Origin of the sequence: Sedimentibacter sp. MB35-C1, assembly GCF_030913635.1 — a bacterium.
In the GTDB taxonomy this organism is placed as follows: domain Bacteria; phylum Bacillota; class Clostridia; order Tissierellales; family Sedimentibacteraceae; genus Sedimentibacter.
The window spans coordinates 2,419,474-2,446,472 of the sequence record NZ_CP133188.1 but is presented as its reverse complement, the minus strand read 5'-3'; the positions used below and the strand labels follow the sequence as shown (position 1 = coordinate 2,446,472).

The 26,999-nt window shown below is 35.8% G+C and carries 32 protein-coding genes and 1 riboswitch; of the genes, 31 read left to right on the top strand and 1 reads right to left on the bottom strand.

All coding sequences use genetic code 11. The annotated features are described in order from the left end of the window. Nucleotides 1-3 precede the first annotated feature (3 nt). The 29 genes from ftsY to RBQ61_RS11605 all read left to right on the top strand — a co-directional run bounded on the left by ftsY (nucleotide 4) and on the right by RBQ61_RS11605 (nucleotide 23,677). Entirely contained in the window at nucleotides 4-1,161 is a 1,158-nt protein-coding gene (gene ftsY / locus RBQ61_RS11745; protein WP_308137497.1) for a signal recognition particle-docking protein FtsY, read from the top strand. Nucleotides 1,162-1,509: 348 nt separating this feature from the next. Further along, entirely contained in the window at nucleotides 1,510-1,857 is a 348-nt protein-coding gene (gene ylxM / locus RBQ61_RS11740; protein WP_308137496.1) for a YlxM family DNA-binding protein, read from the top strand. Nucleotides 1,858-1,862: 5 nt separating this feature from the next. Continuing rightward, on the top strand, nucleotides 1,863-3,218 hold the full coding sequence (gene ffh / locus RBQ61_RS11735) for a signal recognition particle protein (protein ID WP_308137495.1): 1,356 nt from the start codon (nucleotides 1,863-1,865) through the stop codon (nucleotides 3,216-3,218). 55 nt (nucleotides 3,219-3,273) lie between these two features. After that, nucleotides 3,274-3,537, top strand: coding sequence for a 30S ribosomal protein S16 (gene rpsP / locus RBQ61_RS11730; protein WP_213924391.1), 264 nt, complete (start codon nucleotides 3,274-3,276; stop codon nucleotides 3,535-3,537). Between the two features lie 11 nt (nucleotides 3,538-3,548). Next, entirely contained in the window at nucleotides 3,549-3,779 is a 231-nt protein-coding gene (locus RBQ61_RS11725; protein WP_213924392.1) for a KH domain-containing protein, read from the top strand. Between the two features lie 24 nt (nucleotides 3,780-3,803). Beyond that, a complete protein-coding gene (gene rimM / locus RBQ61_RS11720) occupies nucleotides 3,804-4,304 on the top strand; it encodes a ribosome maturation factor RimM (RefSeq protein ID WP_308137494.1) in 501 nt (166 codons plus the stop codon). After that, nucleotides 4,301-5,017 carry a tRNA (guanosine(37)-N1)-methyltransferase TrmD gene (gene trmD, locus RBQ61_RS11715; protein WP_213924394.1) on the top strand — a complete coding sequence of 239 codons (717 nt, stop codon included), beginning with the start codon at nucleotides 4,301-4,303 and terminating at the stop codon, nucleotides 5,015-5,017. Before rimM ends, trmD begins: the two co-directional genes overlap by 4 nt. Nucleotides 5,018-5,076: 59 nt before the next feature. After that, complete coding sequence (rplS, locus tag RBQ61_RS11710; protein WP_308137493.1) at nucleotides 5,077-5,424, top strand: 50S ribosomal protein L19; 348 nt, start codon at nucleotides 5,077-5,079, stop codon at nucleotides 5,422-5,424. A 51-nt stretch (nucleotides 5,425-5,475) separates the two neighbouring features. Continuing rightward, nucleotides 5,476-6,327 (top strand): ribosome biogenesis GTPase YlqF, encoded by an 852-nt coding sequence (gene ylqF / locus RBQ61_RS11705; RefSeq protein ID WP_308137492.1) that lies wholly within the window; start codon nucleotides 5,476-5,478, stop codon nucleotides 6,325-6,327. A gap of 22 nt (nucleotides 6,328-6,349) precedes the next feature. After that, nucleotides 6,350-7,006 (top strand): ribonuclease HII, encoded by a 657-nt coding sequence (locus RBQ61_RS11700; RefSeq protein WP_308137491.1) that lies wholly within the window; start codon nucleotides 6,350-6,352, stop codon nucleotides 7,004-7,006. Nucleotides 7,007-7,223: 217 nt separating this feature from the next. Further along, complete coding sequence (deoC, locus tag RBQ61_RS11695; RefSeq protein ID WP_308137490.1) at nucleotides 7,224-7,889, top strand: deoxyribose-phosphate aldolase; 666 nt, start codon at nucleotides 7,224-7,226, stop codon at nucleotides 7,887-7,889. Nucleotides 7,890-7,928: 39 nt separating this feature from the next. Continuing rightward, nucleotides 7,929-9,119, top strand: a complete 1,191-nt coding sequence (locus tag RBQ61_RS11690) for a BMP family protein (protein WP_308137489.1) — start codon at nucleotides 7,929-7,931, stop codon at nucleotides 9,117-9,119. Nucleotides 9,120-9,209: 90 nt separating this feature from the next. Next, entirely contained in the window at nucleotides 9,210-10,748 is a 1,539-nt protein-coding gene (locus tag RBQ61_RS11685) for an ABC transporter ATP-binding protein (protein WP_308137488.1), read from the top strand. After that, the gene (locus RBQ61_RS11680) at nucleotides 10,732-11,925 is read left to right on the top strand and encodes an ABC transporter permease (protein WP_308137487.1); all 1,194 of its coding nucleotides are present in this window, start codon (nucleotides 10,732-10,734) and stop codon (nucleotides 11,923-11,925) included. Before RBQ61_RS11685 ends, RBQ61_RS11680 begins: the two co-directional genes overlap by 17 nt. Continuing rightward, nucleotides 11,925-12,878: an ABC transporter permease gene (locus RBQ61_RS11675; RefSeq protein ID WP_308137486.1), complete on the top strand. Its 954-nt coding sequence runs from the start codon at nucleotides 11,925-11,927 to the stop codon at nucleotides 12,876-12,878. Before RBQ61_RS11680 ends, RBQ61_RS11675 begins: the two co-directional genes overlap by 1 nt. Before the next feature lie 142 nt (nucleotides 12,879-13,020). Further along, nucleotides 13,021-13,371, top strand: a complete 351-nt coding sequence (locus RBQ61_RS11670; RefSeq protein ID WP_308137485.1) for a YraN family protein — start codon at nucleotides 13,021-13,023, stop codon at nucleotides 13,369-13,371. Nucleotides 13,372-13,438: 67 nt separating this feature from the next. Further along, a complete protein-coding gene (gene mtaB / locus RBQ61_RS11665) occupies nucleotides 13,439-14,761 on the top strand; it encodes a tRNA (N(6)-L-threonylcarbamoyladenosine(37)-C(2))-methylthiotransferase MtaB (protein ID WP_308137484.1) in 1,323 nt (440 codons plus the stop codon). A gap of 38 nt (nucleotides 14,762-14,799) precedes the next feature. After that, entirely contained in the window at nucleotides 14,800-15,141 is a 342-nt protein-coding gene (locus tag RBQ61_RS11660; RefSeq protein ID WP_308137483.1) for a histidine triad nucleotide-binding protein, read from the top strand. Between the two features lie 105 nt (nucleotides 15,142-15,246). Further along, nucleotides 15,247-15,432, top strand: a complete 186-nt coding sequence (gene rpsU, locus RBQ61_RS11655) for a 30S ribosomal protein S21 (RefSeq protein WP_019227108.1) — start codon at nucleotides 15,247-15,249, stop codon at nucleotides 15,430-15,432. A gap of 11 nt (nucleotides 15,433-15,443) precedes the next feature. Continuing rightward, nucleotides 15,444-15,887 (top strand): GatB/YqeY domain-containing protein, encoded by a 444-nt coding sequence (locus RBQ61_RS11650; protein ID WP_308137482.1) that lies wholly within the window; start codon nucleotides 15,444-15,446, stop codon nucleotides 15,885-15,887. 153 nt (nucleotides 15,888-16,040) lie between these two features. Next, the gene (modA, locus tag RBQ61_RS11645; protein WP_308137481.1) at nucleotides 16,041-16,856 is read left to right on the top strand and encodes a molybdate ABC transporter substrate-binding protein; all 816 of its coding nucleotides are present in this window, start codon (nucleotides 16,041-16,043) and stop codon (nucleotides 16,854-16,856) included. 73 nt (nucleotides 16,857-16,929) lie between these two features. Further along, nucleotides 16,930-17,655: an ABC transporter permease gene (locus RBQ61_RS11640; protein WP_308137480.1), complete on the top strand. Its 726-nt coding sequence runs from the start codon at nucleotides 16,930-16,932 to the stop codon at nucleotides 17,653-17,655. 12 nt (nucleotides 17,656-17,667) lie between these two features. Next, entirely contained in the window at nucleotides 17,668-18,417 is a 750-nt protein-coding gene (locus tag RBQ61_RS11635) for an ABC transporter ATP-binding protein (RefSeq protein ID WP_308137479.1), read from the top strand. Then, a complete protein-coding gene (locus RBQ61_RS11630; RefSeq protein WP_308137478.1) occupies nucleotides 18,389-19,117 on the top strand; it encodes a Rossmann-like domain-containing protein in 729 nt (242 codons plus the stop codon). The genes RBQ61_RS11635 and RBQ61_RS11630 overlap by 29 nt, the downstream gene beginning before the upstream one ends. A gap of 352 nt (nucleotides 19,118-19,469) precedes the next feature. Next, on the top strand, nucleotides 19,470-20,459 hold the full coding sequence (locus RBQ61_RS11625; RefSeq protein WP_308137477.1) for a helix-turn-helix domain-containing protein: 990 nt from the start codon (nucleotides 19,470-19,472) through the stop codon (nucleotides 20,457-20,459). A 227-nt stretch (nucleotides 20,460-20,686) separates the two neighbouring features. Then, the gene (locus RBQ61_RS11620) at nucleotides 20,687-21,352 is read left to right on the top strand and encodes a rhomboid family intramembrane serine protease (protein WP_308137476.1); all 666 of its coding nucleotides are present in this window, start codon (nucleotides 20,687-20,689) and stop codon (nucleotides 21,350-21,352) included. 173 nt (nucleotides 21,353-21,525) lie between these two features. Beyond that, nucleotides 21,526-22,404, top strand: a complete 879-nt coding sequence (dpsA, locus tag RBQ61_RS11615) for a dipicolinate synthase subunit DpsA (protein WP_308137475.1) — start codon at nucleotides 21,526-21,528, stop codon at nucleotides 22,402-22,404. A gap of 1 nt (nucleotide 22,405) precedes the next feature. Continuing rightward, on the top strand, nucleotides 22,406-22,993 hold the full coding sequence (locus RBQ61_RS11610; RefSeq protein ID WP_308140117.1) for a dipicolinate synthase subunit B: 588 nt from the start codon (nucleotides 22,406-22,408) through the stop codon (nucleotides 22,991-22,993). A 312-nt stretch (nucleotides 22,994-23,305) separates the two neighbouring features. Then, on the top strand, nucleotides 23,306-23,677 hold the full coding sequence (locus RBQ61_RS11605) for a hypothetical protein (protein WP_308137474.1): 372 nt from the start codon (nucleotides 23,306-23,308) through the stop codon (nucleotides 23,675-23,677). 92 nt (nucleotides 23,678-23,769) lie between these two features. Here RBQ61_RS11605 and thiC read toward each other — a convergent pair whose 3' ends face one another. Continuing rightward, on the bottom strand, nucleotides 23,770-25,074 hold the full coding sequence (thiC, locus tag RBQ61_RS11600; RefSeq protein WP_308137473.1) for a phosphomethylpyrimidine synthase ThiC: 1,305 nt from the start codon (nucleotides 25,072-25,074) through the stop codon (nucleotides 23,770-23,772). 103 nt (nucleotides 25,075-25,177) lie between these two features. Beyond that, nucleotides 25,178-25,276, bottom strand: a riboswitch (TPP riboswitch). A gap of 218 nt (nucleotides 25,277-25,494) precedes the next feature. Here thiC and RBQ61_RS11595 point away from each other — a divergent pair. Both RBQ61_RS11595 and RBQ61_RS11590 read left to right on the top strand, forming a co-directional pair. Then, complete coding sequence (locus RBQ61_RS11595) at nucleotides 25,495-25,776, top strand: YabP/YqfC family sporulation protein (RefSeq protein WP_308137472.1); 282 nt, start codon at nucleotides 25,495-25,497, stop codon at nucleotides 25,774-25,776. Between the two features lie 2 nt (nucleotides 25,777-25,778). Beyond that, on the top strand, nucleotides 25,779-26,987 hold the full coding sequence (locus tag RBQ61_RS11590) for a sporulation protein YqfD (RefSeq protein WP_308137471.1): 1,209 nt from the start codon (nucleotides 25,779-25,781) through the stop codon (nucleotides 26,985-26,987). Nucleotides 26,988-26,999 lie beyond the last annotated feature (12 nt).

Here is a 26,999-nt window from a genome sequence, read left to right as displayed (position 1 = left end):
TTTATGTTTGATTTTTTTAAAAAGAAGAAAAACAAGAAAGATATAGAATATCTTGATGAAACTAACAAAACTGAGGATGAAGATAATGCTTCTGACCAAGCAGAAGATAATGAAGAAGTTGTAAATGAAGCTGCTATCAGCAACGAAGAAAAACTGATGGATGAAGAAGCGTGCGATGACACACCCGCCGATTTAGAGTCCGATGTATCAGATGAGACGGTTGAATTACAGGAAAATGATGAGAAAAAGAGCTTAAGTTTTTTTGATAAATTAAAGGCCGGACTGTCGAAAACAAAGAAAAATCTTACAGGTCAGATTGAAGGAATAGTGTTCAGGCACAAAAAAATAGACGATGAATTTCTTGAAGAACTGGAGGAAATATTAATTACTTCCGACATGGGCATGGAAACCACCATGGACATAATTGACTACATCAAGGCAGAAACAAGAAAGAGAAAGCTGGAAGACACTTCGAAAATAAAAGATGTAATTAAAGAATACCTTGTAAATATGCTTGAAGAGCATGAGGAAAAGGAAGAACTGAAGGACAGGCAGAGAGTAATACTTATAGTCGGCGTAAACGGCGTTGGAAAAACAACATCCATAGGTAAAATTTCCTACAGACTGAAAGAGCAGGGAAACAGTGTAATAGTGGCCGCAGCTGATACATTCAGGGCTGCAGCAGTTGAACAGCTCAAGGAATGGTGCACAAGAGCTGGAGTAGATATAATTGCATCTGAGCATGGCTCAGATCCGGGAGCTGTGGTATTCGATGCAATACAGGCGGCAAAAGCCAGAAAGACAGACATACTCATATGCGACACAGCTGGAAGACTGCACAACAAGAAAAATCTAATGAACGAATTAAGCAAAATTTTTAAAATAGTAGACAGGGAATATTCAGGAGCTAAAATAGATGTGTATCTTGTAATTGACGCTACAACGGGTCAGAATGGAATCATACAAGCTAAGCTGTTTTCAGAAACAGCAAATATCAGCGGCCTGATACTTACGAAGCTTGATGGTACAGCAAAGGGCGGAATTGCGTTCCCCATTGTTAATGAATTAAAGATTCCAATAAAATATATAGGAGTCGGAGAGAAAATAGATGATTTACAAGATTTTAACGCAACAGATTTTGTAAATGCAATATTTGAATAGAAAATGAGGGGCTATGCTCCTCATTTATTTTTGTGTTTATTTATATACAATTTAGTGCATATAGATTTATCCAGTAATCTAAAAATACAAATGCCTTAATTTCAACAAAAACATGTATTTGAATTTTTGTAAGTCTTTTAATTTTGTTTGAAGTGTATGTTAAGTAATAGTTTTTGAACGTTGAATCTTTTGACGCGATGAATAAATATGCTTTATTTTTAGACAAACCTATATGCTATATGTAGTATATGCATATAATTAAAAAATGACACAAAAAATATATTGACAAAACAAAAAAAATAAGGTAAAATTCACTGTCAAGTTAAATACTTTACAGTAGGTGATTATATGTCGGAAAAGAATTTTATCTTTAGTATTTTATATGATTATTACGGAGATTTGCTCAGCAATAATCAGGCAAATATAATTGACCTGTATTACAATCAAGATTTCAGCCTGTCTGAAATCGCAGAAGACATGAATATAAGCAGGCAGGGAGTCTATGACGCCTTAAAAAGGGCGGAGAAAAGCTTGACGGATTACGAGAAAAAAATTAAACTTCACGAAAAATACCAAAAATATCTGAAGGCAGCAGAAAACATAGTAAGACTTGTCTCAGGCATAGATGATCAAAAATATACGGATGCAGTTAAGCAAATTAAAATCGAAGCCGGAAAAATAATTAATGAAGGGTAGCTAAAATGTTTGAAAATTTATCTGATAAACTTCAAAATGCATTACAAAAGCTGAAGGGCAAGGGAAAGCTTACGGAAAAAGACATTGATACAGCCATGAGAGAGGTTAAGCTGTCACTTCTGGAGGCAGATGTTAATTACAAGGTTGTAAAAGCATTCATAAACAATGTCAAGGATAGAGCTCTCGGGGCAGAAGTAATGGAAAGCCTGACACCAGGACAACAAGTTGTTAAAGTAGTTCACGAAGAACTTGTTAAAATTATGGGGCAGGGAAGCGAAAGCAGACTTAAAATAAACTCTAACGATATAACTTACTACATGATGAGCGGGCTCCAGGGCGCCGGTAAAACAACAGCAACAGGAAAGCTGGCCAACAAACTCAAGAAGGATGGCAAGCGACCTCTTCTTGTGGCATGTGATATATACAGACCTGCCGCAATCAAGCAGTTACAGGTTGTAGGCGAAAGCGTAGGCGTTCCTGTATTTGAAATGGGAGACAAAACTAATCCCGTTACAATCGTCAAAGAAGCCATTAAACATGCTATGAAGTACGGGCATGATTATGTGATAATAGATACAGCAGGTCGTCTTCACATTGATGAAGACCTCATGGAAGAACTGGTTAAAATAAAGGATACCGTAAATCCTGATGAAATACTTCTTGTTTTGGATGCCATGACCGGACAGGACGCGGTAAAAGTTGCTGAAACATTCAATCAGTACTTGGACATAACCGGAGTAATTTTGACGAAAGTGGATGGAGACGCCAGAGGCGGTGCCGCACTTTCCATAAGAAATGTTGTTAATAAGCCTATTAAATTATTATCTGTAGGCGAAAAAATGGATCAGTTGGAGGTATTCTATCCGGACAGGATGGCGTCGAGAATCCTTGGAATGGGAGATGTTCTTTCCATTATTGAAAAGGCTCAGAGTGCATTTGATGAAAAACAAGCACTGGAGCTCCAAAAAAAATTAAAAACACAGGATTTCAACCTTGAAGATTTTCTTTCCCAGCTTCAGCAAATGAAAAACATGGGCCCGTTGGAAGACCTCATAGGAATGATACCGGGAATTGCAGGAAACAAAAAACTTAAAGGGCTCAAAGTTGACGAAAAAGAGCTGGTTTATACGGAAGCAATAATTCAATCAATGACTAAAAAAGAAAGATTGAATCCTTCCATAATAAACGGAAGCAGAAGAAAAAGAATAGCTGTGGGAAGCGGAACATCAGTACAGAAAGTTAACCAGCTTTTGAAGCAGTATGATGAAATGAAAAAAATGATGAAAAAATTCCAGTCAATGGGAACGGGCAAGAAAAAAGGCGGATTCCCGGGAATGGGCGGATTCAAAATGCCATTTTAGTCAGAAATAAGGATTTTCCTTTTTCATATATAAAAGTTTTTAAGGAGGTGACAATATGTCAGTTAAAATCAGATTAAAAAGAATGGGATCAAAAAAGAAACCTTTCTACAGAATAGTTGTAGCAGATTCTCGTTCACCTAGAGATGGACGTTTTATCGAAGAAATCGGATACTACAACCCGGTAGTTGAACCGAAAGAAATAAAAATCAATGATGAAAGTGCTGTAAAGTGGCTTAACAACGGAGCAAAACCCACTGATACAGTTAGCGCACTGTTTAAAGCTAACGGTATTTACGAAAAAAGAGATGAAAATAAATAAGAGGTGATATCATGGGTGAATTAGTAGAATATATAGCAAAATCACTGGTAGATAATCCTGATTTGGTTGAAGTCAATGAAATTGAAGGAAGTCAATCACTGATAATAGAGTTAAGAGTTGCTCCTGATGATATGGGTAAGGTTATCGGCAAGCAGGGCAGAATTGCAAAAGCTATAAGAACTGTAGTTAAAGCTGCTGCTACGAAAGAAAACAAAAGAGTCATAGTTGAAATTCTTCAATAGCCGAACAGCTGTACAGAGGTAAACATGAAAGAATATATTAAGGTTGGAAAAATAGTAAATACTCATGGCGTGAAAGGTTGTCTGAAATGCGTACCGCTTACTGATTATGCGGAAAGATTTGATGAGCTTGAATATGTCTTTACTGAAAAGGATAATGTTAAGCGAAAAATCAAGGATGTGTGGTACAGAAAAGGAATGTCGTACATTATACTTGAAAATATTAATGATATGGACACTGCGGAAACATTCAGGGACACTTTCATTTCAATATTTGAAGATCAGCTCAGAGAGCTTCCTGAGGATTCATACTATATATTTGATTTAGAAGGAATGGAAGTTTATTCAGCTGAAGGAGAATATTTGGGAAAAATAGATACTGTCCACCAGACAGGTGCAAATGATGTATATGAAATAACCAACAATGATAAATCTTTTTTAATACCTGCTGTTAAAGAAGTTGTCAAGGAAGTTGATATAAAATCAAAAAGAATGGTTATAAATGTAATTGAGGGTCTGCTGGAATGAGGTTTGATATTGTAACATTATTTCCGGAACTTATCGATATTTATACCAGAAGCGGCATAATCGGAAGAGCTGTTGAAAACGGCATGTTTGAAATTGGAATAAACTATCTTAGAGATTATTCTGAGGATAAGCATAAAAAAGTTGATGATTATCCGTATGGCGGCGGTCCGGGAATGCTTTTAAAGCCTGAACCCATGTTCAAAGCTTTAGATTCTATAAAAAAACACAATTCATATATTATTTATTTATCACCAAAGGGAAATTTGTTTAGTCAGAAAAAAGCCAAAGAGCTTTCTGAGAAAGAGCATATTGTGCTTATTGCGGGGCATTATGAAGGTATAGATCAAAGAATCATCGACAAGTACGTAGATGAAGAAATATCTATGGGAGACTATGTATTAACAAGCGGAGAGCTTCCTGCTCTTATGATTGTTGATGCGGTTGGAAGACTTCTTCCTGGGGTTTTAGGATCGGATGAATCATCCGTTGAGGAGTCCCACAGCAATAATCTTCTCGAATACCCTCAATACACAAGACCCGAAAGTTATTTGGGAATGGATGTTCCGGATATTTTGCTGTCCGGTCATCATAAGAAAATAGAAGAATGGCGCCGGTTCAAGCAGATAGAAATTACATTGGAAAGACGTCCGGACATGATAAAAGACAAAAATATTATTGAAGAATACAACAAGTTATCAAGAAATTATAAATAAATGTTGTAATATGCCGTACAAAGTATGGCTTCAGCGCTCAGGCGAAGGGAGGTATAGAAATGGATTTAATAAAATCATTTGAAAATGAACAGCTTAAAAGTGACTTAACACCTTTTAACGTTGGAGATACAGTAAAAGTACATGTTAGGGTAAAAGAAGGAAACAGAGAAAGAATTCAGGTATTTGAAGGTATTGTATTGAAAAAACAAGGTGAAAGCAACAGAGCAACATTCACTGTAAGAAAAATTTCTTACGGAGTAGGTGTTGAAAGAACTTTCCCAGTACATTCACCTAAGATTGAAAAAATCGATGTAACAAGAAGAGGAAAAGTAAGACGTGCAAGACTGTTCTATTTGAGAGAAAGAACAGGTAAGGCTACAAAAGTTAAAGAATTAAAGAATTATTAATATTAATTGAGGGCGTGCGTCCTCAATTTTATTTAATATAAGAGGTGCATCATGAATATAAATTGGTATCCGGGACATATGAAAAAAACGAAAGACCTGCTTCAGGAAAATTTAAAGCTGGTCAATATTGTTATAGAAGTAATTGACGCACGAATTCCCATAGCTAGTAAAAATCCAGATTTTGATAAACTGTTCAGAGACAAAAAAAGACTGATAGTTCTTAATAAATATGATTTGGCAGATCCTAATCTAAATAAGGCGTGGGAAGAATACTATAAATCCAAGGGATGGTCTTGTGTTCTGTACAATTCTACAAACCGCAAGGAACTGAGAAAGCTTGACGGTGCCATAGCCGAGGCATCTAAAGAAATAGTTGAAAGATATAAAAGAAGAGGGCTCGTCAACAAAACTATAAAGGCAATGATAGTGGGCATACCAAATGTAGGTAAATCCACACTCATTAACTCACTGGCAAAAAAGAAAAGCGCAAAGACCGGCAATATGCCCGGCGTTACCAAAGGAAAGCAATGGATTCATCTTGCAGGCAACATTGATCTTTTGGATACACCAGGTATTTTGTGGCCTAAATTCGAAGATGAAAGAAGTGCTCTTAACCTTGCTCTCACAGGAGCAATAAAGGATGAAGTGCTTGTTCTGGAAGAAATAGCATTAAATTTGGCAGAAAAGATGATAGATTTAAACAGGGTTGACGCAATACTTGAAAAGTACAATATAGAGCAGGGAGAAAAGGCTCTCGATATTTTAGACAACATTGCATTTAAGAAGGGGTTCCTTATAAATAAAACAGAAATAGACTATTTAAGAGTTGCAAACTTATTGCTGAATGATTTCAGAAGCGGAAAATTAGGGAAAATAACTTTGGAAAAGCCGGGAGAGAGATAAATTATATCTGCGAGGCAGTAATATGAAAAAAACAGAGAAAGACGACATGCTTAAAATTGAACACGAACTTTGGGACAAGGGTTATGAATATATCGCTTGCATTGACGAAGTGGGAAGAGGATGTCTTGCCGGAAGTGTTGTCACTTGTGCCATAGTCATGCCCAAAGATGTCTTTATAGAGGGAGTCAATGACTCGAAGAAGCTTACGCCAAAAAAAAGAGATAAAATGTTTGATATTATAAAAGAGAAGGCAATTGCCATAGGCATAGGTGAAATGGACAGCAGTATAGTGGATAAAGTAAACATAAAAAATGCCACTAAGATGGCTATGCTTCAGGGCATTGCAAATTTAAGAGACAAAGACGGAAATCATATTGTGCCGGATTATCTTTTAATAGATGCTGAGAAGCTAGATGTGGACATACCTCAGATGAATATTATAAAGGGAGATGCCACATGCCAAGGGATTGCTGCTGCGTCAATAATAGCTAAGGTCACAAGAGACAGACAGATGGAAGAGCTGGATAAAATATATCCAAATTATAAATTTGCAAAAAATAAAGGCTACGGAACGAAAGAGCACGTTAAGGCGCTCCTTGAGTACGGGCCTGTTGATATACACAGACAGACATTTTTGAAAAAAATAATGAATACTCAGGAACAAATCAGCTTTATATAGCATTTGTTCTTTTTTTATTTAGAGATTATTCAGCTATATTATGGAAAAAATAATGAGTAGATTTTACAAAAAATAACTATACACAATTGTTTGAAAATAAGTAGGCATGTTGGATTAATAATGTTTTTTCATCAGTTGTGTCAGATAGTTATAATTGACTATTGTGCCATTTTATGATAAAATTAATAATATTAATGATTAGTAAAAGGAGTTAAATATGAATATGTCTGAGCTTTTAAAGTTTGTTGATCACACGCAACTGAAAGCGCTTGCTGAATGGAAGGACATACAGTCCCTTTGTGATGAGGCAATAGAATACAGAACGGCGTCAGTATGCGTGCCACCGTGTTATATAAAAAGAATTCACGATACATATGGAGATAAAATTAACATTTGCACGGTTGTGGGATTTCCGCTGGGATACTCTGTAACCGAAGCGAAAATAGCCGAATGTCAGCAAGCGATTAAAGACGGTGCAAATGAAATTGACATGGTTATAAACATATCCGATGTTAAAAATAAGAAGTATAAAAAAGTTCAAGAGGAAATAGCTGTGCTAAAAAAGACAGTAGGAAGCAGAATACTGAAGGTCATAATAGAAACGTGCTATCTCACTGATGATGAAAAAATAGAAATGTGCCGCGCTGTAACTAATGCCGGTGCAGATTACATAAAAACTTCCACAGGATTCGGAACCGGTGGTGCTACCATGGAGGATATAAGGCTGTTCAAAAAACATATAGGACCTGGTGTTAAAATTAAGGCTTCGGGCGGAATAAGGTCGGTTGAAGATATGGAAGCCTTCATAAAAGAAGGGTGCTCCAGATTGGGAACCAGCTCTGCTGTAAAATTGATAAAGGACGCTGAACGGCGTAATTTATAAATTGATTTTTTATTAAAAAATTTGGAGGAAGAAAGCATTATGAAATTATGGAGAAAATTAGCGATTGCGGTACTTGTGCTTGCTATGGTATTTGCATTTTCAGCATGTGCAAGCCAGGAAACACCTGCGGAAGCTCCTGCCGAAACTCCGGAGGAAACTCCTGCTGAAGAGCCGGCAGAAAAGCCAAGTGAAAGTAATACCTTTGAGCTTGCGCTTATCACAGATGTAGGAACAATTGATGACAAATCTTTTAATCAGGGTGCATGGGAAGGCGTTGAAGCCTATGCAGAGGAAAACGGAATTTCATATAAGTACTATAAACCAACCGAAAAATCAGATGCAGCTTATATTAATTCCATTGATCTTGCAGTTAAAGCAGGTGCAAAAGTTATAGTGTGTCCGGGATTTTTATTTGAAGTTCCTGTGCATACAGTACAAACCACCTATCCAGAGGTTAACTTCGTAATTCTTGACGGCGCACCTCACGCAGGAGACTATAATATTGAAATAGCACCTAACACATACTCTATATTCTATGCTGAAGAAGAAGCAGGCTTTTTAGCGGGCTACAGCATAGTAAAAGAAGGATACACAAAATTGGGATTTATGGGCGGTATGGCAGTTCCTGCTGTTGTGCGTTTCGGCTACGGATTTGTACAAGGTGCTGATTATGCAGCTAATGAGCTGGGATTATCAGATGACATTCAACTTAAATATACATATGTTGGAAACTTTGATGCTTCTCCGGAGAATCAGGCAAAAGCTTCTTCATGGTACAATGAAGGAACAGAAGTTATATTTGCTTGCGGAGGCGCTGTAGGTAACTCAGTTATGAAGGCGGCAGAAGCAGCCGGAACAAAAGTTATAGGCGTTGACGTTGATCAGTATGCAGAATCCGATACAGTAATTACTTCTTCTATGAAGAACCTTACAAAATCTGTATATGATGCACTGGCAAGCTATTATGCCGGAAACTTCCCTGGAGGAACTACTGTAACATTGGATGCCACTGTTGAAGGCGTTCAATTGCCGATGGATAACTCAAGATTTGAAAAATTTACTCAGGATGACTATGATGCTGTTTATGCAAAAATTGTAGCAGGAGAAACAGAAATACTTAATGATACTGCAGTTGCGGAAAAAGCATTTGAAGATTCAGAAAAACCTGCCGAGGAAGTTACGGCAGCAGACATACCTGTAGAAAAGGTTGCAGTTGAAGTAATTAAATAAAATATTAGATAATCAGAGATATGAGGTTGCTTGTTAGGCTTTAGCCTTTAAGCAACCTTATTTTTAAAAATAAGGTTAGGTGGTGCCTTTATGGAATACGTAATAGAAATGAACCATATTACCAAACAATTTGGTAGTTTTAAAGCGCTGGATGATGTTACTTTCAAGGTCAAGAAAGGCGAGGTTCATGCTCTTCTCGGAGAAAACGGAGCTGGCAAGTCTACACTGATGAGTGTTTTGTTCGGATTGTACCAGGCTGAAAAAGGTGAACTTTTTATAAATGGGAATTCCGTTCAAATAAACAATCCAAATGATGCGAACAATCTGAATATAGGTATGGTTCATCAGCATTTCAAATTAGTTCATAATTTCACTGTGCTTGAAAGCATCATTTTGGGAAGAGAAACTGTAAAAATGGGTGTTTTAAAAAAACATGATGCAAGAAAAAAAGTAGTTGAGCTCAGCGAACGCTACAAATTAAGAATAGATCCAGATGCGTATATTTCCGATATTACGGTGGGTATGCAGCAAAGGGTAGAAATACTAAAGATGTTGTATCTAGACAGCGATATACTCATATTTGATGAGCCTACGGCGGTGCTGACGCCCCAGGAAATCGAAGAATTAATGAAAATTATGAAGGAGCTTATTAGTGAAGGAAAATCCATCGTATTTATTTCACATAAATTAAATGAGATAAAAGCTGTAGCTGATAGCTGTACAATTTTAAGAAAAGGTAAATGTATAGGAACCGTTGATGTGAGCACCACAACAAAAGAGCAGATGTCAGAAATGATGGTTGGGCGAAAAATTAACTTTAGCATAGAAAAAAAAGATAAAGAAACCGGAGATTCTGTGCTTGAAGTAGAGAATCTTACTATAAAATCAAAAAATTCTAAAAAAAATGTAGTAAATAATGTTTCCTTTGATGTGAAAAAAGGCGAAATAGTTTGTATTGCAGGGATTGACGGCAACGGGCAATCGGAGCTGGTGTATGGAATAACAGGACTTATACCTATTAATGAGGGAAAAATTATATTAAACAGCGAAGATATAACAAGAAAATCCATAAGGAAAAAATGCATAGACGGAATGGCACATATACCTGAAGATCGTCATAAACACGGTCTTATTCTTGATTTCGATCTTCAGCAGAATGCAGTGCTGCAAACATATTACGAAGAAAGGTTCCAGAAATATGGAATGATAAAATTCAATGCAGTAAGAAAATATGCCGGACGCCTTATAAAACAATATGACATCAGGAGCCCAAAAGATGAGGATTCTGTTGTAAGAAATATGTCTGGCGGGAACCAGCAAAAGCTTATAATTGCACGGGAGCTTGACAGGGATCCTGAAATTGTTCTTGCTGTTCAGCCCACAAGAGGTTTGGATGTTGGAGCTACGGAATATATTCATAAACAGCTGGTGGCGCAAAGAGATGAGGGCAAAGCTGTGCTTTTAATTTCACTGGAGTTGGACGAGGTAATGAATGTAAGCGACAGAATACTGGTTATGTACGAAGGCGAAATTGTAGGGGATTTGAATCCTAAAAAAATTACAGTAAATGATTTAGGCCTCTACATGGCCGGCTCAAAGAGAGGTGAAAAGTATGAAAAAAGGTCATAATATGCTTAAATTGAACAGCCTGACCAGCTTTGCCGCATCGTTGATGGCTATAGCTGCCGGTCTTATTTTCGGACTTATAATACTTCTTTTAAGCAACGCACAGGATGCTATTCCAGCTTTTTTAACTATTTTAACAGGGGGGCTTTCAGAAGGAGCAAGAGGCATAGGACAGGTTATTTATTACGCCACTCCTATTATAATGACTGGATTGTCAGTTGGGTTTGCATTTAAAACAGGGCTTTTTAACATAGGTGCATCAGGCCAGTTTACCTGTGGGGCGTTTGCTGCTATTTATATAGGAATTAAATGGACGTTTATACCGCCGGAACTACACTGGATTGTTGCACTGCTTGGTGCTTTGGTGGCAGGAGCAGTATGGGGCGCTGGCCCGGGATTATTAAAAGCATTCTTCAATGTTAATGAAGTTATAACTTCAATAATGATGAATTACATAGGCATGTACCTTGTTAACATGACCATAGTAAAAACAGTGTACGATTCTCTTAAGAATCAGACTAAGATGGTAGCAAAAAGCGCAGTGCTTCCTAAAGCGGGACTTGATAAAATTTTTAATACTAACAACCTTAATATAGGTATAATAATAGCCGTGCTGGCTGTTATAATCATATATATTATTTTACAGAAAACTACGTTCGGTTACGAACTTAAGGCCTGTGGAATCAATAAAAGCGCAAGCAGATATGCAGGCATAAACGAAAAGAAAAGCATAATTCTTTCAATGGTTATTGCAGGTGCATTGGCAGGACTGGGAGGGGGACTTCTTTATCTTTCAGGCTCCGGAAAATACTTGCAGGTTCTTGACGTTTTAGCACCGGAAGGATTCAGCGGCATATCTGTGGCCCTTCTCGGTATGTCTCACCCCATAGGTATACTCTTTGCAGGACTATTTATAGCACATTTGACAGTTGGAGGATTCAATATTCAGCTGTACAACTTTGTTCCTGAAGTAATTGATATGATTATATCCGTTATTATTTACTGCGGTGCATTTGCTTTATTGTTTAAACAGATTATAAATAAAGCTTTCACAAGAACAGCTGATGAAAGAGAATCAGAAGTAGATTCTGTGATCACCCAACCTGAAACTGATGACTTAGAAGGCCAAAATAACGATGGCGAATTAATCGAGAAAACTGATAATGAGGAGGCATTATAATGGATACAGTTTATTTTGTAGCACAGCAAACCATGTATTTTGCGATTCCTCTGCTTATTGTTGCTCTTGGAGGAATGTTCTCTGAGCGAAGCGGTACAATAAATATTGCGTTGGAAGGAATTATGGTGGTAGGAGCATTTGCAGGCATATCATTTATAAATTTCTTTCAGTCATCTATGAGTGGTCAGGGGCTTCTTATACTGGCAATACTGACGGCCGGAGTATCAGGGGGAATATTTTCTCTGTTCCATGCCTTTGCGTCTATAAAACTTAAAGCAGACCAGACAATAAGCGGTACGGCACTAAATATGTTTGCACCGGCTTTTGCAATATTTGTTGCAAGAATGGTTCAGGGAGTTCAGCAGGTTCAGTTTAAGGATACATTTTACATAAGAAGTGTCCCGGTACTTGGAAACATACCGGTTATCGGGCCCATACTTTTTCAGAATAGCTATATTACAACGTATATTTGCCTGGGTATCGCTTTGCTGTCATGGGCGGTAATAAATCATACGCGTTTTGGACTGAGGCTGAGAGCGTGCGGAGAGCATCCTCAGGCTGCAGATTCGGTAGGTATAAACGTGTATCGCATACGGTACGCCGGAGTATTAATATCAGGTGTGCTTGCAGGAATAGGAGGACTTACATTTGTAGTACCTACAAGCACAAATTTTAATGCAACAGTTGCAGGCTATGGATTCTTGGCTTTGGCCGTTCTTATTTTCGGTCAATGGAGGACAAAAAAGATTTTTTTCGCAGCTTTTTTCTTTGGAATTATGAAGACATTTGCATCTGCATATTCAGGCATACCAATGCTTAAAGCGCTGCCTATATCAAATGAAATCTACAAAATGATTCCTTATATTGCAACTCTTGTAGTGCTGACATTTTCATCGAAAAACTCTCAGGCACCCAAGGCAGAAGGAATACCATACGATAAAGGAAGCAGATAAATTTTACTTCTTAAACCATGCGGATTGATGATATTTTTATCATCAATCCGATTGCTGAAAATCATATAAGCATCTAGTTATTAATCATAAGTCATTTTGTGTAAAATAATACTTAAGTCTTATATCTAATGAGAGGCTGCCAATGTATAAAAAAAATAAAGGGTATGTGTACGAAAAAGTAGCAGAAAATTATTTATCCAGCAATGGCTATAAAATAATTAAAGAAAATTTTGTCTGCCGATTAGGTGAAATAGATATTATTGCATCAAAAAACGGAAGATTACATTTCATAGAGGTGAAGGGTCGTATTAATACAAAATACGGATACCCCAGGGAAGCTGTAACCCTATCCAAACAAAAAAAAATTATCGGTGCCGCAAAATATTATTTTATGCTTTCAGGCAGAGAAGATCTTCCATGTCAATTTGATGTTATTGAAATAATAGCTGACAGACGAGAAATTAATTATATAGAAAATGCATTTCAAACTTAGATGCTTGAAAAATATAAGTTTATGTGATATTATTTCATTAACAATCAAGTAAAAACTAGGAGAATTAATGAACAAACAGGCATCAAATATAAAAGAAAAATACACTGTGTCATTTACCACTCTCGGATGCAAAGTAAATCAATTTGAAACTGAAGCAATGACTGAGCTTTTGGAACAGGAAGGTTTTGTTGTTGTTCCTCAGGGAGAGCTAAGTGATATTTATATAATAAATACGTGCGCCGTAACAAAAGAAAGCGAAAGAAAATCCAGGCAGTTTATTAATAAGGCCAAGCGTATGAATCCTGAAGCCGTTGTTGTTGCAGTAGGCTGCAGCGTACAGCTTAACGGAGAAAAGTTGAGCAGAGAAACAGATGTTGACATAATTATTGGGACAAAACATAAAAGTAATATAGGGAAACTTATAAAAGAAAGGCTCAAGGACATTAAGTATGAATCTCAAGTGGAAGAATTTTACGGAAGAGAAGATTATGAGGAGCTAAAAATAAGCACTGTCCATGATAAAACCCGTGCTAACATAAAAATTCAAGATGGGTGCAGTCAGTTTTGTTCGTACTGTATAATACCCTATGTGCGAGGGCCTATACGAAGCAGAAGCCATGATTATATAGTGGAGGAAGTAAGTAAAGTAGCATCTAACGGATACAAGGAAATTGTCTTAAACGGCATACACATTTCTTCCTATGGTAAAGATTTTCACGAGCAGGATGCGCTCATTAAATTGATTGAAGACATTAATGAGATCAAAGGAATCGAAAGAATACGCCTCGGGTCTTTGGAGCCGAAATTAATTACTGAGGACTTTGTAAAGAGATACTCGACACTGGATAAAACTTGTGACCATTTTCACCTTTCGCTGCAAAGCGGAAGCGACTACGTTCTTAAGCGAATGAACAGGAAGTATACTGCAGGCGAATACCAAAATAATGTCGAGCTCATAAGAAAGTATATGCCTGAAGCCGGAATAACTACAGACATAATTGTGGGATTTCCGGGAGAAACTGATGAGGAGTTTAATGAAACGGTTGAATTTGTAAAGGCAATAAAGTTTTCCAGAATTCATGTTTTTAAGTATTCTGTGAGAGAAGGAACAAAGGCGGCAGAAATGAAAAGCCAGGTGAATGAGGCACTAAAATCACAGAGAAGCAGAACATTAATAGATTTAGCCGATTCTTTTTCAAGGGATTTCATGAAAAAATTTGAAGGAAAGACCATTCCTGTGCTGGTCGAAACAGAAAAAAAAGAAAATATATTTGAAGGTTACACAACAAACTACTTGAAAGTTTTGCTGAAAAGTGATATTAATATTAAAAACAAGATAGTAAACGCCCATATTAAATGCGTTAAGAACGATTATTTATGGAGCGAATAATATACTATAGTTAAATTTATAGGGGAGAGGTGAAATAAATGAGCTGTATTTTTTGTGAAATTGCAAATAAAACAATTCCGACTAATTACGTGTATGAAACAGAAAGTTTGGTTGCCTTTAGAGATTTAAACCCTCAGGCGCCTGTACATATTTTGATTGTTCCTAAAATGCATATTACGTCAATGAATGACATAAATTCGAAAAATTCAAATATTATCGCAGAAATATTCGAAGCTGTGAATAAAATCGCAAAACAGGAAAATATAAATGAATCCGGGTATAGAGTTATCAGCAATTGCGGAGAAGACGGGTGCCAATCCGTACAACATCTGCATTTTCACTTAATTGGTGGAAAAAAATTGTCAGAAACTTTATCATAAAAACCTTGCATTTACTTATTTTATAGTATATAATAACTAAGTGCTATTTCAAACTCGCTGGTGTCTGGGACATACAGTAGTAGAAGACGAGGGGAGGGTAGCAAAATGACAGAGGTAAAGGTTAGAGAAAACGAGTCAATCGATAACGCTCTAAGAAGATTTAAAAGACAATGTGCGCTTACAGGAGTTATGTCTGAAGTAAGAAAAAGAGAGCATTACGAAAAACCTAGCGTAAAGCGTAAAAAGAAAGCTGAAGCGGCTCGCAGAAAGAAAAACAAAAAAGCAAGATAAGAGGTGAAAGTATGCCTTTAAAAGAGAAACTCATGGGAGACCTTAAAGAGGCCATGAAATCTAAAAACAAAGTCAAAAAAGATGTTGTTACAATGGTAAGAGCAGCTATTAAACAAAAAGAAGTTGATGAAAGAGTTGAACTTTGCGATGCTGATGTAATAGATATAGTATCTAAGCAAATAAAACAGAAAAAAGACTCAATTTCCGACTTTGAAAAAGGCAATCGACAGGATCTTATAGATCTTACCAATGAAGAAATCAAAATACTATTAGAATATTTACCGCCTCAACTGTCAGATGAAGAACTTGATTCTATTGTTCAAAAAGCAGTAGAGCAAACAGGCGCTCAGACCAAGAAGGACATGGGAAAGCTTATGGCTCTCATAATGCCTCAGGTCAAGGGCAAAGCAGATGGCAAGCATGTAAATCAAATTGTGGCGAAATATATTAAATAGTTTAAAAACCCTGATATCAGGGTTTTTTTTGTATGTAAATTTTTAAAACATTATTTGATTGCGTTAATATCTTGACAATAGCTAGCGATATATGTATACTGTATTTACGTTATATTTTAAAAAATATAACGACAATATTGTTGGAGGAACAAAATGAAAACATTTAAAACAGGTGTATTTATTCTTGCATTATTGATGCTTATTGCTACTGTTACCGCGTGCAGCAATGAAAATGACACAATTAAGGACGGCGGCGCAAAGGATGAACAAGAGACAGTTGACAACGAAAGTGCTTCTCTTCTTGTTTATTGTGGTGCAGGATTGAAAAAGCCTATGACAGAAATATCACAAATATACCAGCAGGAAAATAACCTAAAAATTGAATATGTATTTGCAGGTTCAACACAGCTGCTGGGTCAGGTTGAACTTTCAGGCAAAGGTGATGTGTTTATAGTAGGATCAAAGAAGGCGTATGCCTCTGCGGTAGAAAAGGGTTTGGCTGAAGAATGCATGGAGGTGGCATACCATAATCCCGCTATAGGAGTTCAAAAAGGAAATCCGCTGAATATAAAGTCATTGGAGGATCTTGCTAAACCGGGAGTAAAGGTAGTTCTTGGAGATGAAGAAGCAAATGCAATAGGTGAAACAAGTCAAAGAATAATAGAAAAAACAGGACTGGATGGGATAAATGACAATGTTGTTTCAAAAACTTCAACGGTTAATGAGCTTATAGTGCATTTAACATCAAAAGACGCTGATGCAGCAATAATTACGGAAGATTCAGCTTTTCAAAATGAAGGAATTGAACTTATTAAAATTCCTGAAGATATAAATATAGCGCAGATTATTCCTGTGGGGACTTTAAAATCTACACAGCAGGAAGACGAAGCCAAACGATTTGTTGACTTTGTATGTTCAAACAAGGGAAAAGAAATATTTGAAAAATATGGATTCCCTCCTGTAAAATAGACAGAAAATTATTATGAAAGACAAGCTTTTTACAGTTATTACATATTGTTTTTTAGCAGCAGCATTGCTTTTTTTGTTGATACCACTTGTTTTATTAGTGTCCAGAGGTATCAACAGCGTCATGACATGTATTAAGTCGGAAGAGATAATATTTTCAATCAGATTAAGTCTTATAACATCAAGTATTTCAACATTATTGTGTCTGATCATTTCATTGCCTTCTGCATATTGTCTGGCAAGGCTGAATAAAGGCTATGAGAAAATAGCTTCAGTATTGATTTTTCTGCCCATGTCTTTACCTCATTTAGTATCCGGTATAGCACTGCTTCTTTTTTTAGGAAATTCGGGAGCAGGCAGAATATTATCAAAGCTTGGAATAGATTTTGTTTTCACAAAAAAAGGTATTGTTGCGGCTCAGGTTTTTGTAAATATGCCATTTATGATTAAAATACTGAAAACAGCTGTTGAAGATTCAGGAAGTAAAATGGAATTTATTTCACGAACATTGGGATGCAGCAGATTTCAGTCATTCATATATGTTGTAATTCCACAGATAAAAAGCAGTATTCTATCTTCGGCAGTAATTGTATGGTCCAGGGCTCTGGGTGAATTTGGAGCAGTAATCATGCTGGCGGGAACAACAAGAATGAAAACAGAAGTGCTTCCCACGGCAATATTTTTAAATATGTCTACAGGAGATTTGGATATAGCTATAGGAACTGCAACAATTTTAATAAGTATTTCCTTATTATCTATGCTCTTATTTGAAATTATAGAGAGAAAACACTCTAATTATTAAAAAGGATATCGTATGCTGGAAATTAAAAATATAAAATTAAAACTTGGCAAGTTTTGCTTAAGAAATGTTAATATTAATATAAAGGCAGGAGAATATTTTGTCATACTTGGGCCCAGCGGTGCTGGAAAAACTGTCCTTCTTGAAACAATAGCAGGGCTTTACCTACCTGATAAAGGAAGTATATATTATAATAAAAGAAATCTTCTCAAGCTTTCTCCCGAAAAAAGGAATGTGGGGTTTGTGTATCAAAACTATGAACTTTTTCCTCACATGACAGTAAAAGATAACATTACATTTGGACCTAAAATAAGGAAGGTAAGCAAAAGTGTTATCGAGGAGAAATTATGCATACTAGTTTCAATGCTCAAAATAGACCATTTATTGGACAGATATCCTGCAAGGCTTAGCGGGGGAGAAAAACAGAGGGTTGCTTTAGCTAGAGCACTTATCATATCTCCAGAAATATTACTTTTGGATGAACCAATGAGTGCTCTTGATATGAACATAAAGCTGAAGCTTCAACAGGAAATGAAAAATATACATAAAAGGCTCAAAACTACCGTTATTCATGTTACCCATGATGTGGACGAGGCTGTTTACTTATCAGACAGAATAGGCGTAATGAATGAAGGAAGATTATTATCAACATGTGACAGCAGAGATATATACAATGAAGGGGATGCGTTATTTTTAAAAGAAACTATAGAAATTCAAGAAGAAAGGCGGAAGGAAAATGGACTTATATACGGATTTACAAAATAGATTTAAAAAAATAGTTTCAGACAGTAATTTAGATAAAGAAGGTATTTTTGTTACCACTTCTGCGTTGACACCGGAGGAAGCAATTGGAATTACCTCTAGAAAAGATTATCCGCTGTTAAACGGCAAAGAGGTTTTAATAAATGCTGAATTTAAGGGAGCTATCGGCCAGGCATTTACTGATGCTCCAACTGTATTCAGAGGAAATATACAAGACATTATAAATATGGATTTATCGGATAACAGGAACAAGGCACTTTTCATTGCCTCATTAAATGCTGTTCTAAAATACCTTGGTCTAATAAGCAATACTGTTCATTGTAAGAATCAGGAACCAGAACTCTGTGGAAGTGAATTTGTCAAGAACTTGAAGGAAAAATTCGGAAATGTCAATATAGGATTAGTAGGTTTTCAGCCAGCAATTTTAGATAATATCAGGAAGCATTTTTCTGTAAGGGTTTTAGACCTTGATGACAATAATATCGGCAAAATAAAGTATGATACTATGGTGGAAGACAGCAGAGAAAAAGCCCATGATGTTATGAATTGGGCAGATTTACTTCTGGTTACCGGCAGCACTGTAACTAACGGCACTATTACACAGTTTCTATCTTTGGATAAGCCTGTGTTTTTTTTCGGTACAACTATAGCAGGTGCGGCATATTTAAAAGATCTTGAAAGGCTGTGCTTCTATTCTGCATAAAAAGCCGGGTATATTTAGTGTTTTCTTCTTTAGAGAAGCATTAGACATTTTTTTACTTAGCTAAAAATCTTTAAAAAATTCCCAAGTATGCATATTGCGATTCGGGAATTTTTTTGTATATTTTTACTCATACAATATTTATAAATACCATATTGTATGGATTATAAAAGAGCTGCAAACGGGCATCTGCAGCAATTATGCCCTGATTGACGTAAAGCTCAATACTCAGATGTATCCTGATCCGGCAGTATATTAACTAAATAAAAATCATTTCCATGATTTGCATGTTATAATTGGTGGTATATTACATTATGGTATATAAACTATTAAACTCTATAGTAAGGAGACACAAATGAACCATATAGGAAATATAATACATAAATTAAGATTAAATCAGGGAATGAGTCGAAAAAAATTGTGCGAAAATATTTGTTCTGACAAATATCTCTACATGGTTGAAAAAGGGTTGCGCAGCCCTTCAACGGAGATAGTCAGGCTGCTCAGCATCAGACTTGGGGATAACTTGTTTGAATATTATGAATTTCTTGACTGTGATGAACCGATTCAGGTTAAGAAATTGGTTAATAAATTTACTATGTACAGAGCAATTGCTGATTTTAATAAATTAGAGGAAGCTAACGACAGAGCTGCCAAGTTGCCGGACTTTAAAAAAGCTCCGTGGAAGTATGAGATAAAGGTTAATAACATAGCTCATTCTGTATTTGTAGATCATAAATACGAGGTTGCAATAGAAAAAATCAATAAACTTATTGATAAAATAGAACCCAGGTATAGGGAAGAAGGGTTTACGGCAAATTTGTATATTATGCTGTCTACGTGTTATCAATTTTACCACAACATCGAAAAGTCAAAAGAAGCAATATTGAAGGCAAATGAAATACTGAACAATAAAACTATGCTTCTGAGATACTCACATATTATAATATCCGTCAAGTTGAACATAATGACACTTGCTCATATCAGCGGGGAGAATGATTTAGCCATAGAGCATGGACTATGGATAAACCACTACCAACTGGAAACAAATACATATGAGCGGGCTAATTTCACATACTACTATCTTGCTTATGCTTATTATAAAAAGGAAATGAAGACAGAAGCTGTTGAATGGTTTGAAAAATGTCTTTATGAATTGCTCATACAGTACAGTCCTGTACCTGCATACTATATATCAACGTACGGACCTTTCTATGAATTATTCAGCAGAGATTATATAAGCGAAGAACTAATTAATAAAATAAAAAAACAATATAGTTTTATCGATAATGACACGAAACAGAACTTATTAAAAGCTTCGGAGGTAAAGGCATTAGATTTGTAGATATCTCTCGAGGGAGAGAGGTAGCTTAATATAAAACAAAGGTAAGGAATAACAATATATTATCTTGATTTTTGAGGTTAAATATATTATGCTCATAAAAAGGCGACTAATAAAGTATAGTATAATATTTATTAGTCGTCGGATATATTTATTGAATAATATCCGTAGAAATACAATACCTTTAGCTTTTGAAGAGCGGATGAATTTAAATACGAAAGGGAAATAATATGAAATGGTTAAATAAACTTGAAAGAAAATTTGGTCGTTATGCTATACCGAATTTAATGCATTACATAATTGGAATAACTATGGCAGTATATATTGCACAATATATTCTAAACATATCACTTTACAACTATTTAGTTTTTATTCCGGACTTAATTATTAAAGGGCAGATTTGGAGAATAATAACCTTTATTTTCATACCGCCGGCTACATCAATTATTTTCATTGTATTTGTTATGTATTTTTATTACATGATGGGAACAACTCTTGAAAATGAATGGGGATCATTTAAATTTAACATGTACTATCTCTTTGGTATGGCAGGTACAATTATTGCTGCATTTTTAACAGGGGCAGGAACCAGTGCCTACTTGAACTTATCGTTGTTTCTTGCATTTGCATACCTGTTCCCTAATTTAGAAATATTGCTGTTTTTTGTTATTCCAGTTAAAGTTAAGTGGATTGCATATCTGGACTGGGCATTCTTCATCATCAGCTTGATTTTTGGAACTATAAGTACCAAAGTTGCTGTTATTGCATCGTTGATTAATTTCTTTATCTTCTTTGGAGGAGATTTTATTGATTATATAAAATATCAGAGAAAATACGGTGCAACAAGAAGAAATTTTAAAAGAGAGATGAAAAAATATAAAGACGGATGGCAATAAACATTGAACTCAATAATTATATAAAATTACTATTACCTAAGTATAAATAATATAGAAAGTAGAGAAATATAAGGTGAATTTAATATAATAATTATCAGGTTGCTTTTTATGAAGTAACCTTTGATTCATCTTTGCATAAAATATAAGCATCTTGTAAAATTCGGGGAGAATTAATGATTTATAAATATGATGCTTCTATAATCGGCGGCGATTCACGCCAGACTTATCTCGCTTCATTTCTGAACAAATCAGGCTTTAAAATAATTACCTTCGGATTATCCGGAAACATATCGGCAAAAACAGCAGACAAAGCTGATTCTCTGCACCATGCTATGGAATTGAGCAATACCTTGATTACGCCGATACCATTTTCAAGAGATAAGGTAAATATAAACAGCACATACAGAGATTCAGGAAGCCTTTCAATCGAAGAATTTACAGCTTGTCTAAATCAACAGCATTATTTAATAGGAGGAAATCTTCCGGAAAAAGTTACGGAGGACTGTAAAGCAAAGAATATTTCATATTATGATCTGATGAAAAATGAAAGCCTTGTACTCTTTAATGCCATTTCTACCGCTGAAGGTGCAATAGCGGAAGCGATACTAAAGAGTAATATTAACCTGCACAGAAACAATGTACTGGTATTAGGTTACGGAAAATGCGGCAGGGTATTAGCATCAAAATTAAATGCGCTTGGTGCTAATGTTACAGTTGCAGCAAGAAAAGAAAGTGCTCTGACGGAAGCCTATATCAATAGTCTATCTTATATTCAGATTAATGAAAATAACCTAGATGTACGTGATTTTAATTTCATATTTAATACAATTCCTTCACCTGTACTCAATGAAAAAATATTGTCGTCAGTTTCTTCGGATACTACTATTATAGACATTGCATCATCCCCTGGGGGAGTTGACTATGAATGTGCCGAGAGACTTAATCTAAACGCACATCTATGTCTTGGCATTCCTGGAAGGACAGCTCCTAAATCCTCGGCAGAATTTCTTGCCAAAGCAATTATTCCAATTTTGAAAGAAAGAAGTGATTAATTTGACCTTATCAGGAAAGAAAGTGGGAATTGGCATAACCGGTTCCTTTTGTACTTTTGAAAAAATAGTACCTCAAATAGTAAAAATAGCCGAGCAGTGTGATAATTTATATTCTGTTTTTTCATTTAACGCGCAATCTATAGACAGCCGCTTCGGGAATGCAGAGGACTACATTCAAATTTTATCTGAAATAACAGGGAAACCGCCGATTACAACAATTGAAGGAGCTGAGCCTGTGGGGCCTAAAAACATGTTCGATGTATTTTTAATTGCCCCCTGCACAGGCAATACGGCAGCAAAGCTTGCCAACGCAATTACAGACACACCCGTCCTGATGGCGGCAAAAGCGCACCTCAGAGGAAATAAACCTGTAGTTATTTCTATTTCAACAAATGACGCACTTGGAATGAATTTTGAAAACATAGCAAGGCTGTATAATACAAAAAATATTTACTTCGTACCTTTTGGACAGGATAACTATAATGGTAAACCGAATTCCATGACTGCACACATTGACAATATAATTCCGGCAATTGAAATGGCTTTGGAAGGAAAGCAGCTTCAGCCAGTAATTTGCGGACCTAAATAAAAATTCAGGGATATTTTTCCCTGAATTTTTTTAGGGAATTACCTTATTTTGCATTAATAAAGTTTTTTAAAATAAAAGTAAATAAATAACATTTATAAAAAAATATGAAAAAATTTGAAACTTTTTTTACTGCCTTTCGTCATATATTATATGAGGGGAATTATTTGTTAAAATTTAATATTCTTACGATAATCTACAGGGGAGGCAGCGAAGAAAAATTTTCATGTCTGTCCTGGGACTTACATTATTAACAGTCAGCTACATTCTATGAAGATACATTTAAATGTAATTGAAAAACAAGGGGGACAGAGGATGAGCAAAGAAAATAAAAAAAGCTTTGTAATTTTAATATGTTCAATAATCATTTTTATTTTATCTGTCAATATTTTTACATTTACTGTAAACTCAGCATACAAAGTCTTAATAGATAATCTTTCATCTGCTTCAACAGATTATTTAGGGGCGAGCTCAATATCACCGGATAAATTAAAAAATATTGATATTGCTTTAAGCAACCTAGAGGTAATAAGGTCGGAAACAAGTTCTGCTTTGCTGAGTAAGTTGTTGAATACTAAAATTACACCGGAAAACATAAATGATGCCAATAGTACATATGTATATATCACTTATAACCATGATGAAATAAAGCCAGTGAATATACAAAGCCGGAGACTATATAATTGAAAACAGAGGGCAAATCGGAGTTAAAAAAAGCGTGTAAGCTACAGGAGGTTTTTTAGAAATTTCTTTCTAAAAAACCTCCTGTTATTTTCAAATTATTTACAGAGTTCTACCTTTTTTCCCTCTAATATGTGGTTTGTTGTACGCATTGCACACATTTTTCCGCACATTGAGCAGCTGTTCTTGTCCGAAGGAGGTGTGCTTTCAAAATATTTTCTCGCTTTTTCTCCGTCTAAGGCAAGCGAAAACATTTCTTCCCAATCTATCCTTCTGCGTGCATCACTCATTCGATTGTCCATATCTCTTGACCCTGGGATTCCCTTTGCGATGTCAGCAGCATGAGCAGCAATTTTGCTGGCAGCTATTCCTTCTCTAACATCGTCAAGATCCGGCAGACGCAGGTGTTCAGCCGGAGTAACGTAGCAAAGAAAATCAGCTCCGTTTGCCGCAGCAATTGCACCGCCAATGGCTGAAGTTATATGATCATATCCTGGAGCAATGTCTGTTACAATAGGTCCAAGCACATAAAACGGAGCATTGTGGCAAATACGCTTTTGAAGAGTCATATTGGCGGCAATTTCATTCATGGCCATATGTCCCGGACCTTCAACCATCACCTGAACATCTTGTTCCCACGCACGTTTTGTTAAATTGCCTATTTCAATCAGCTCACTGATTTGAGCAGCATCGGTACTATCTGCAATAGATCCTGGTCTCAGGGCATCACCAAGGCTTATGGTAACATCATATTCTCTGAGTATACCTAGCAAATCATCATAATATTCAAAAAACGGATTTTCGTTTCCTGTCATTTCCATCCAAGCAAACAATAGAGAGCCGCCTCTTGACACTATATTTGTAAGACGTTTTTCTCGCTTTAGGGATTCTATGGCACGTCGGTTTATGCCGGCATGTATCGTCATAAAATCAACGCCTTCCTTTGCATGAGCTTCAACGACACTAAAAAAGTCCTGAGCGGATATTTCAGACAACTCTTTTTCAAGATAGCCCACCGCATCATACATAGGTACTGTTCCTATCATAGCACCGGACATTGCAATTAACTCTTTGCGAAAGGAATTTGTTTTTCCGTAGTTACTCAAATCCATTATTGATTCGCATCCGAATTTCAGCGATAATTTGGCTTTTTCAATTTCTAGGCTGTAATCCTTGCAATCTCCTGAAATACCCAAATTTACATTAATTTTGGTTTTAAGTCCGGTCCCTATTCCCTCAGGTGACAGAGAAGTGTGATAAATATTTGCCGGAATTGCTACCTGGCCGCACGCTACCAACTGACAAAGCTTATCAGCCTGCATGCCTTCTTTCTCTGCAACGACTTTCATTTCCTTAGTAATAAATCCTTTTTTTGCTGCTTCCATCTGTGTTTTGTACTTCATGAATACCTCCGTTATTTTGGTTTCAGCCTATATTTTTAGGCTGGCAGAGCCTGGGAATATTGGGGGCAAATAAAAAACGCCCACCTGAAAGGCAAGCGTTATAAATAATAGCAATATCGCTCCCTACCACGGTGTTAACCGTCAGGTTCAAAGGGTTAGGTTTTAACCTTCTCAACTGAATCCAGTTCCCCTGCTGTTTATATTTTACTATCATATTAAATGTGTGTCAACATTTAACAAATATCTGCCAATAAAATTATCACCAAAATCAGAAATAATTAATAATTTTATACAATTGCTGCTTTGATTATATATTTAAAAAGATGCCCACAGGTGTTATCATAGTACAAGTTACCTATGCATAATTTATTATAAGACAACTCTCATGTTTAAGCATGATCAAGCCATAAGGAGGTATGTATGGGAAAATTTAACAACCTTAGGAGCAAGCTGGCGGATGATTTAGAAATCCCCAATGATGCATTGTCGGACAATTTTGATTTAAAAATGCATGGAAATAAAAAAGTCATAATTGAAAACCATTTGGGTATGACTGTATACGAAAATGATGAGGTTGGGATAAAGACTGCAGAAAACACCATTTTGATAAAGGGATCGAAATTTAAGATAGAAGAGATAAATAACTATAATGTAATTATAAGAGGAAATATCAATCAAATTATATTTGGCAAGAAGGAGTAAGTATGCTTATATTTAAGTTGATGTATTTATTGAGAGGCTATGTTGTAGTGCGGCTTAAGGCATCTAACTGCGAAAAAATAATAAATTTACTCCGAAGAAAAGGCATTCGAATGTGGGATGTAGAAAAAAACGAGGAATCCGTTAGGTTTAAAATTTCATATGAAGATTACAGAAAGTATGAAGAAATATTGCGAGAAACAAAGACAGAGGCAGTCAGCAAAAAAGGTTTTGCATTAAAACTCAGAAAATTAAGAGTTCGCAAAGGCTTTATTGTTGGGCTTTTTATTCTTTTTATATGCCTTTACATAATATCATCTCTGGTATGGAGCGTGCAGATTGTAGGTACAACAAATCTTACAGCTAAAGAAATAATGAGGACTTTGGACGAAAACAGCATAAAAATTCCTATTGCTCACACAGAAATAAAAGCTAAAAAAATAGAGACTCTTCTTTACAGCAAGTTTGAAAATTTTAAATTTGTTGAGGTGTATATAGAAGGATCAAATTTAATAATATTTGTGAAAGAAAAAACTCCTGAAAAGGCAGAAATAAAAACCAACGAGCCATCAAGCATTATTTCAGTTAAAAATGCCATAATAAATAAAGTGATAGCAAAGAGCGGCCAACCTGTAGTCAAGGAAGGGGACGTAGTTTATGAAGGGCAGACTTTGGTTATGGGAATGGTCAAAAATAAAAATTCCGATGAATTTATGATGGTCCCTTCTGAAGGAACTATCTACGGCAAGACATATTACAATTTTGAAATGAAGGAGGAAAAGCTCAGGGAAATTGAAACAGCTACAAACAAAAGTAAAAATGTTTATTACTTGCAAATAAATGGCAATGGTATTAAAATAATAGGTGACAAAGATCCCTATGAAAATTATAATTATAGGGAGAAAATAATTAACATACCGATAATTTCAAATTTATCTGATATTGCGCTTGTAAAAGGAACATACTATGAACAGGAGCTCAAACCGTTTGAAATAGATGAAGCTACAGCAAAAAACACTATGACTGTTAATATGTACGATGATCTATTGAAAAAATGCGGCGCTGATGCTAAAATACTGAAATCATCCATAAATTTTTTAGAGGATGAAAAATATTACTATCTCAGGGCGCAAATTGAAATTATCGAAGACATAGGCGAAAAGGTAAGATTGTATCCAATGATGCCCGCCGACAACGAAGATGGAACAACATAGATTATTCTAGGA

Coding starts and splice junctions, on each gene's coding strand:
- ftsY (WP_308137497.1), top strand. CDS start 4: ATGTTTGATTTTTTTAAAAAGAAGAAAAACAAGAAAGATATAGAATAT.
- ylxM (WP_308137496.1), top strand. CDS start 1,510: ATGTCGGAAAAGAATTTTATCTTTAGTATTTTATATGATTATTACGGA.
- ffh (WP_308137495.1), top strand. CDS start 1,863: ATGTTTGAAAATTTATCTGATAAACTTCAAAATGCATTACAAAAGCTG.
- rpsP (WP_213924391.1), top strand. CDS start 3,274: ATGTCAGTTAAAATCAGATTAAAAAGAATGGGATCAAAAAAGAAACCT.
- RBQ61_RS11725 (WP_213924392.1), top strand. CDS start 3,549: ATGGGTGAATTAGTAGAATATATAGCAAAATCACTGGTAGATAATCCT.
- rimM (WP_308137494.1), top strand. CDS start 3,804: ATGAAAGAATATATTAAGGTTGGAAAAATAGTAAATACTCATGGCGTG.
- trmD (WP_213924394.1), top strand. CDS start 4,301: ATGAGGTTTGATATTGTAACATTATTTCCGGAACTTATCGATATTTAT.
- rplS (WP_308137493.1), top strand. CDS start 5,077: ATGGATTTAATAAAATCATTTGAAAATGAACAGCTTAAAAGTGACTTA.
- ylqF (WP_308137492.1), top strand. CDS start 5,476: ATGAATATAAATTGGTATCCGGGACATATGAAAAAAACGAAAGACCTG.
- RBQ61_RS11700 (WP_308137491.1), top strand. CDS start 6,350: ATGAAAAAAACAGAGAAAGACGACATGCTTAAAATTGAACACGAACTT.
- deoC (WP_308137490.1), top strand. CDS start 7,224: ATGAATATGTCTGAGCTTTTAAAGTTTGTTGATCACACGCAACTGAAA.
- RBQ61_RS11690 (WP_308137489.1), top strand. CDS start 7,929: ATGAAATTATGGAGAAAATTAGCGATTGCGGTACTTGTGCTTGCTATG.
- RBQ61_RS11685 (WP_308137488.1), top strand. CDS start 9,210: ATGGAATACGTAATAGAAATGAACCATATTACCAAACAATTTGGTAGT.
- RBQ61_RS11680 (WP_308137487.1), top strand. CDS start 10,732: ATGAAAAAAGGTCATAATATGCTTAAATTGAACAGCCTGACCAGCTTT.
- RBQ61_RS11675 (WP_308137486.1), top strand. CDS start 11,925: ATGGATACAGTTTATTTTGTAGCACAGCAAACCATGTATTTTGCGATT.
- RBQ61_RS11670 (WP_308137485.1), top strand. CDS start 13,021: ATGTATAAAAAAAATAAAGGGTATGTGTACGAAAAAGTAGCAGAAAAT.
- mtaB (WP_308137484.1), top strand. CDS start 13,439: ATGAACAAACAGGCATCAAATATAAAAGAAAAATACACTGTGTCATTT.
- RBQ61_RS11660 (WP_308137483.1), top strand. CDS start 14,800: ATGAGCTGTATTTTTTGTGAAATTGCAAATAAAACAATTCCGACTAAT.
- rpsU (WP_019227108.1), top strand. CDS start 15,247: ATGACAGAGGTAAAGGTTAGAGAAAACGAGTCAATCGATAACGCTCTA.
- RBQ61_RS11650 (WP_308137482.1), top strand. CDS start 15,444: ATGCCTTTAAAAGAGAAACTCATGGGAGACCTTAAAGAGGCCATGAAA.
- modA (WP_308137481.1), top strand. CDS start 16,041: ATGAAAACATTTAAAACAGGTGTATTTATTCTTGCATTATTGATGCTT.
- RBQ61_RS11635 (WP_308137479.1), top strand. CDS start 17,668: ATGCTGGAAATTAAAAATATAAAATTAAAACTTGGCAAGTTTTGCTTA.
- RBQ61_RS11630 (WP_308137478.1), top strand. CDS start 18,389: ATGGACTTATATACGGATTTACAAAATAGATTTAAAAAAATAGTTTCA.
- RBQ61_RS11625 (WP_308137477.1), top strand. CDS start 19,470: ATGAACCATATAGGAAATATAATACATAAATTAAGATTAAATCAGGGA.
- RBQ61_RS11620 (WP_308137476.1), top strand. CDS start 20,687: ATGAAATGGTTAAATAAACTTGAAAGAAAATTTGGTCGTTATGCTATA.
- dpsA (WP_308137475.1), top strand. CDS start 21,526: ATGATTTATAAATATGATGCTTCTATAATCGGCGGCGATTCACGCCAG.
- RBQ61_RS11605 (WP_308137474.1), top strand. CDS start 23,306: ATGAGCAAAGAAAATAAAAAAAGCTTTGTAATTTTAATATGTTCAATA.
- thiC (WP_308137473.1), bottom strand. CDS start 25,074: ATGAAGTACAAAACACAGATGGAAGCAGCAAAAAAAGGATTTATTACT.
- RBQ61_RS11595 (WP_308137472.1), top strand. CDS start 25,495: ATGGGAAAATTTAACAACCTTAGGAGCAAGCTGGCGGATGATTTAGAA.
- RBQ61_RS11590 (WP_308137471.1), top strand. CDS start 25,779: ATGCTTATATTTAAGTTGATGTATTTATTGAGAGGCTATGTTGTAGTG.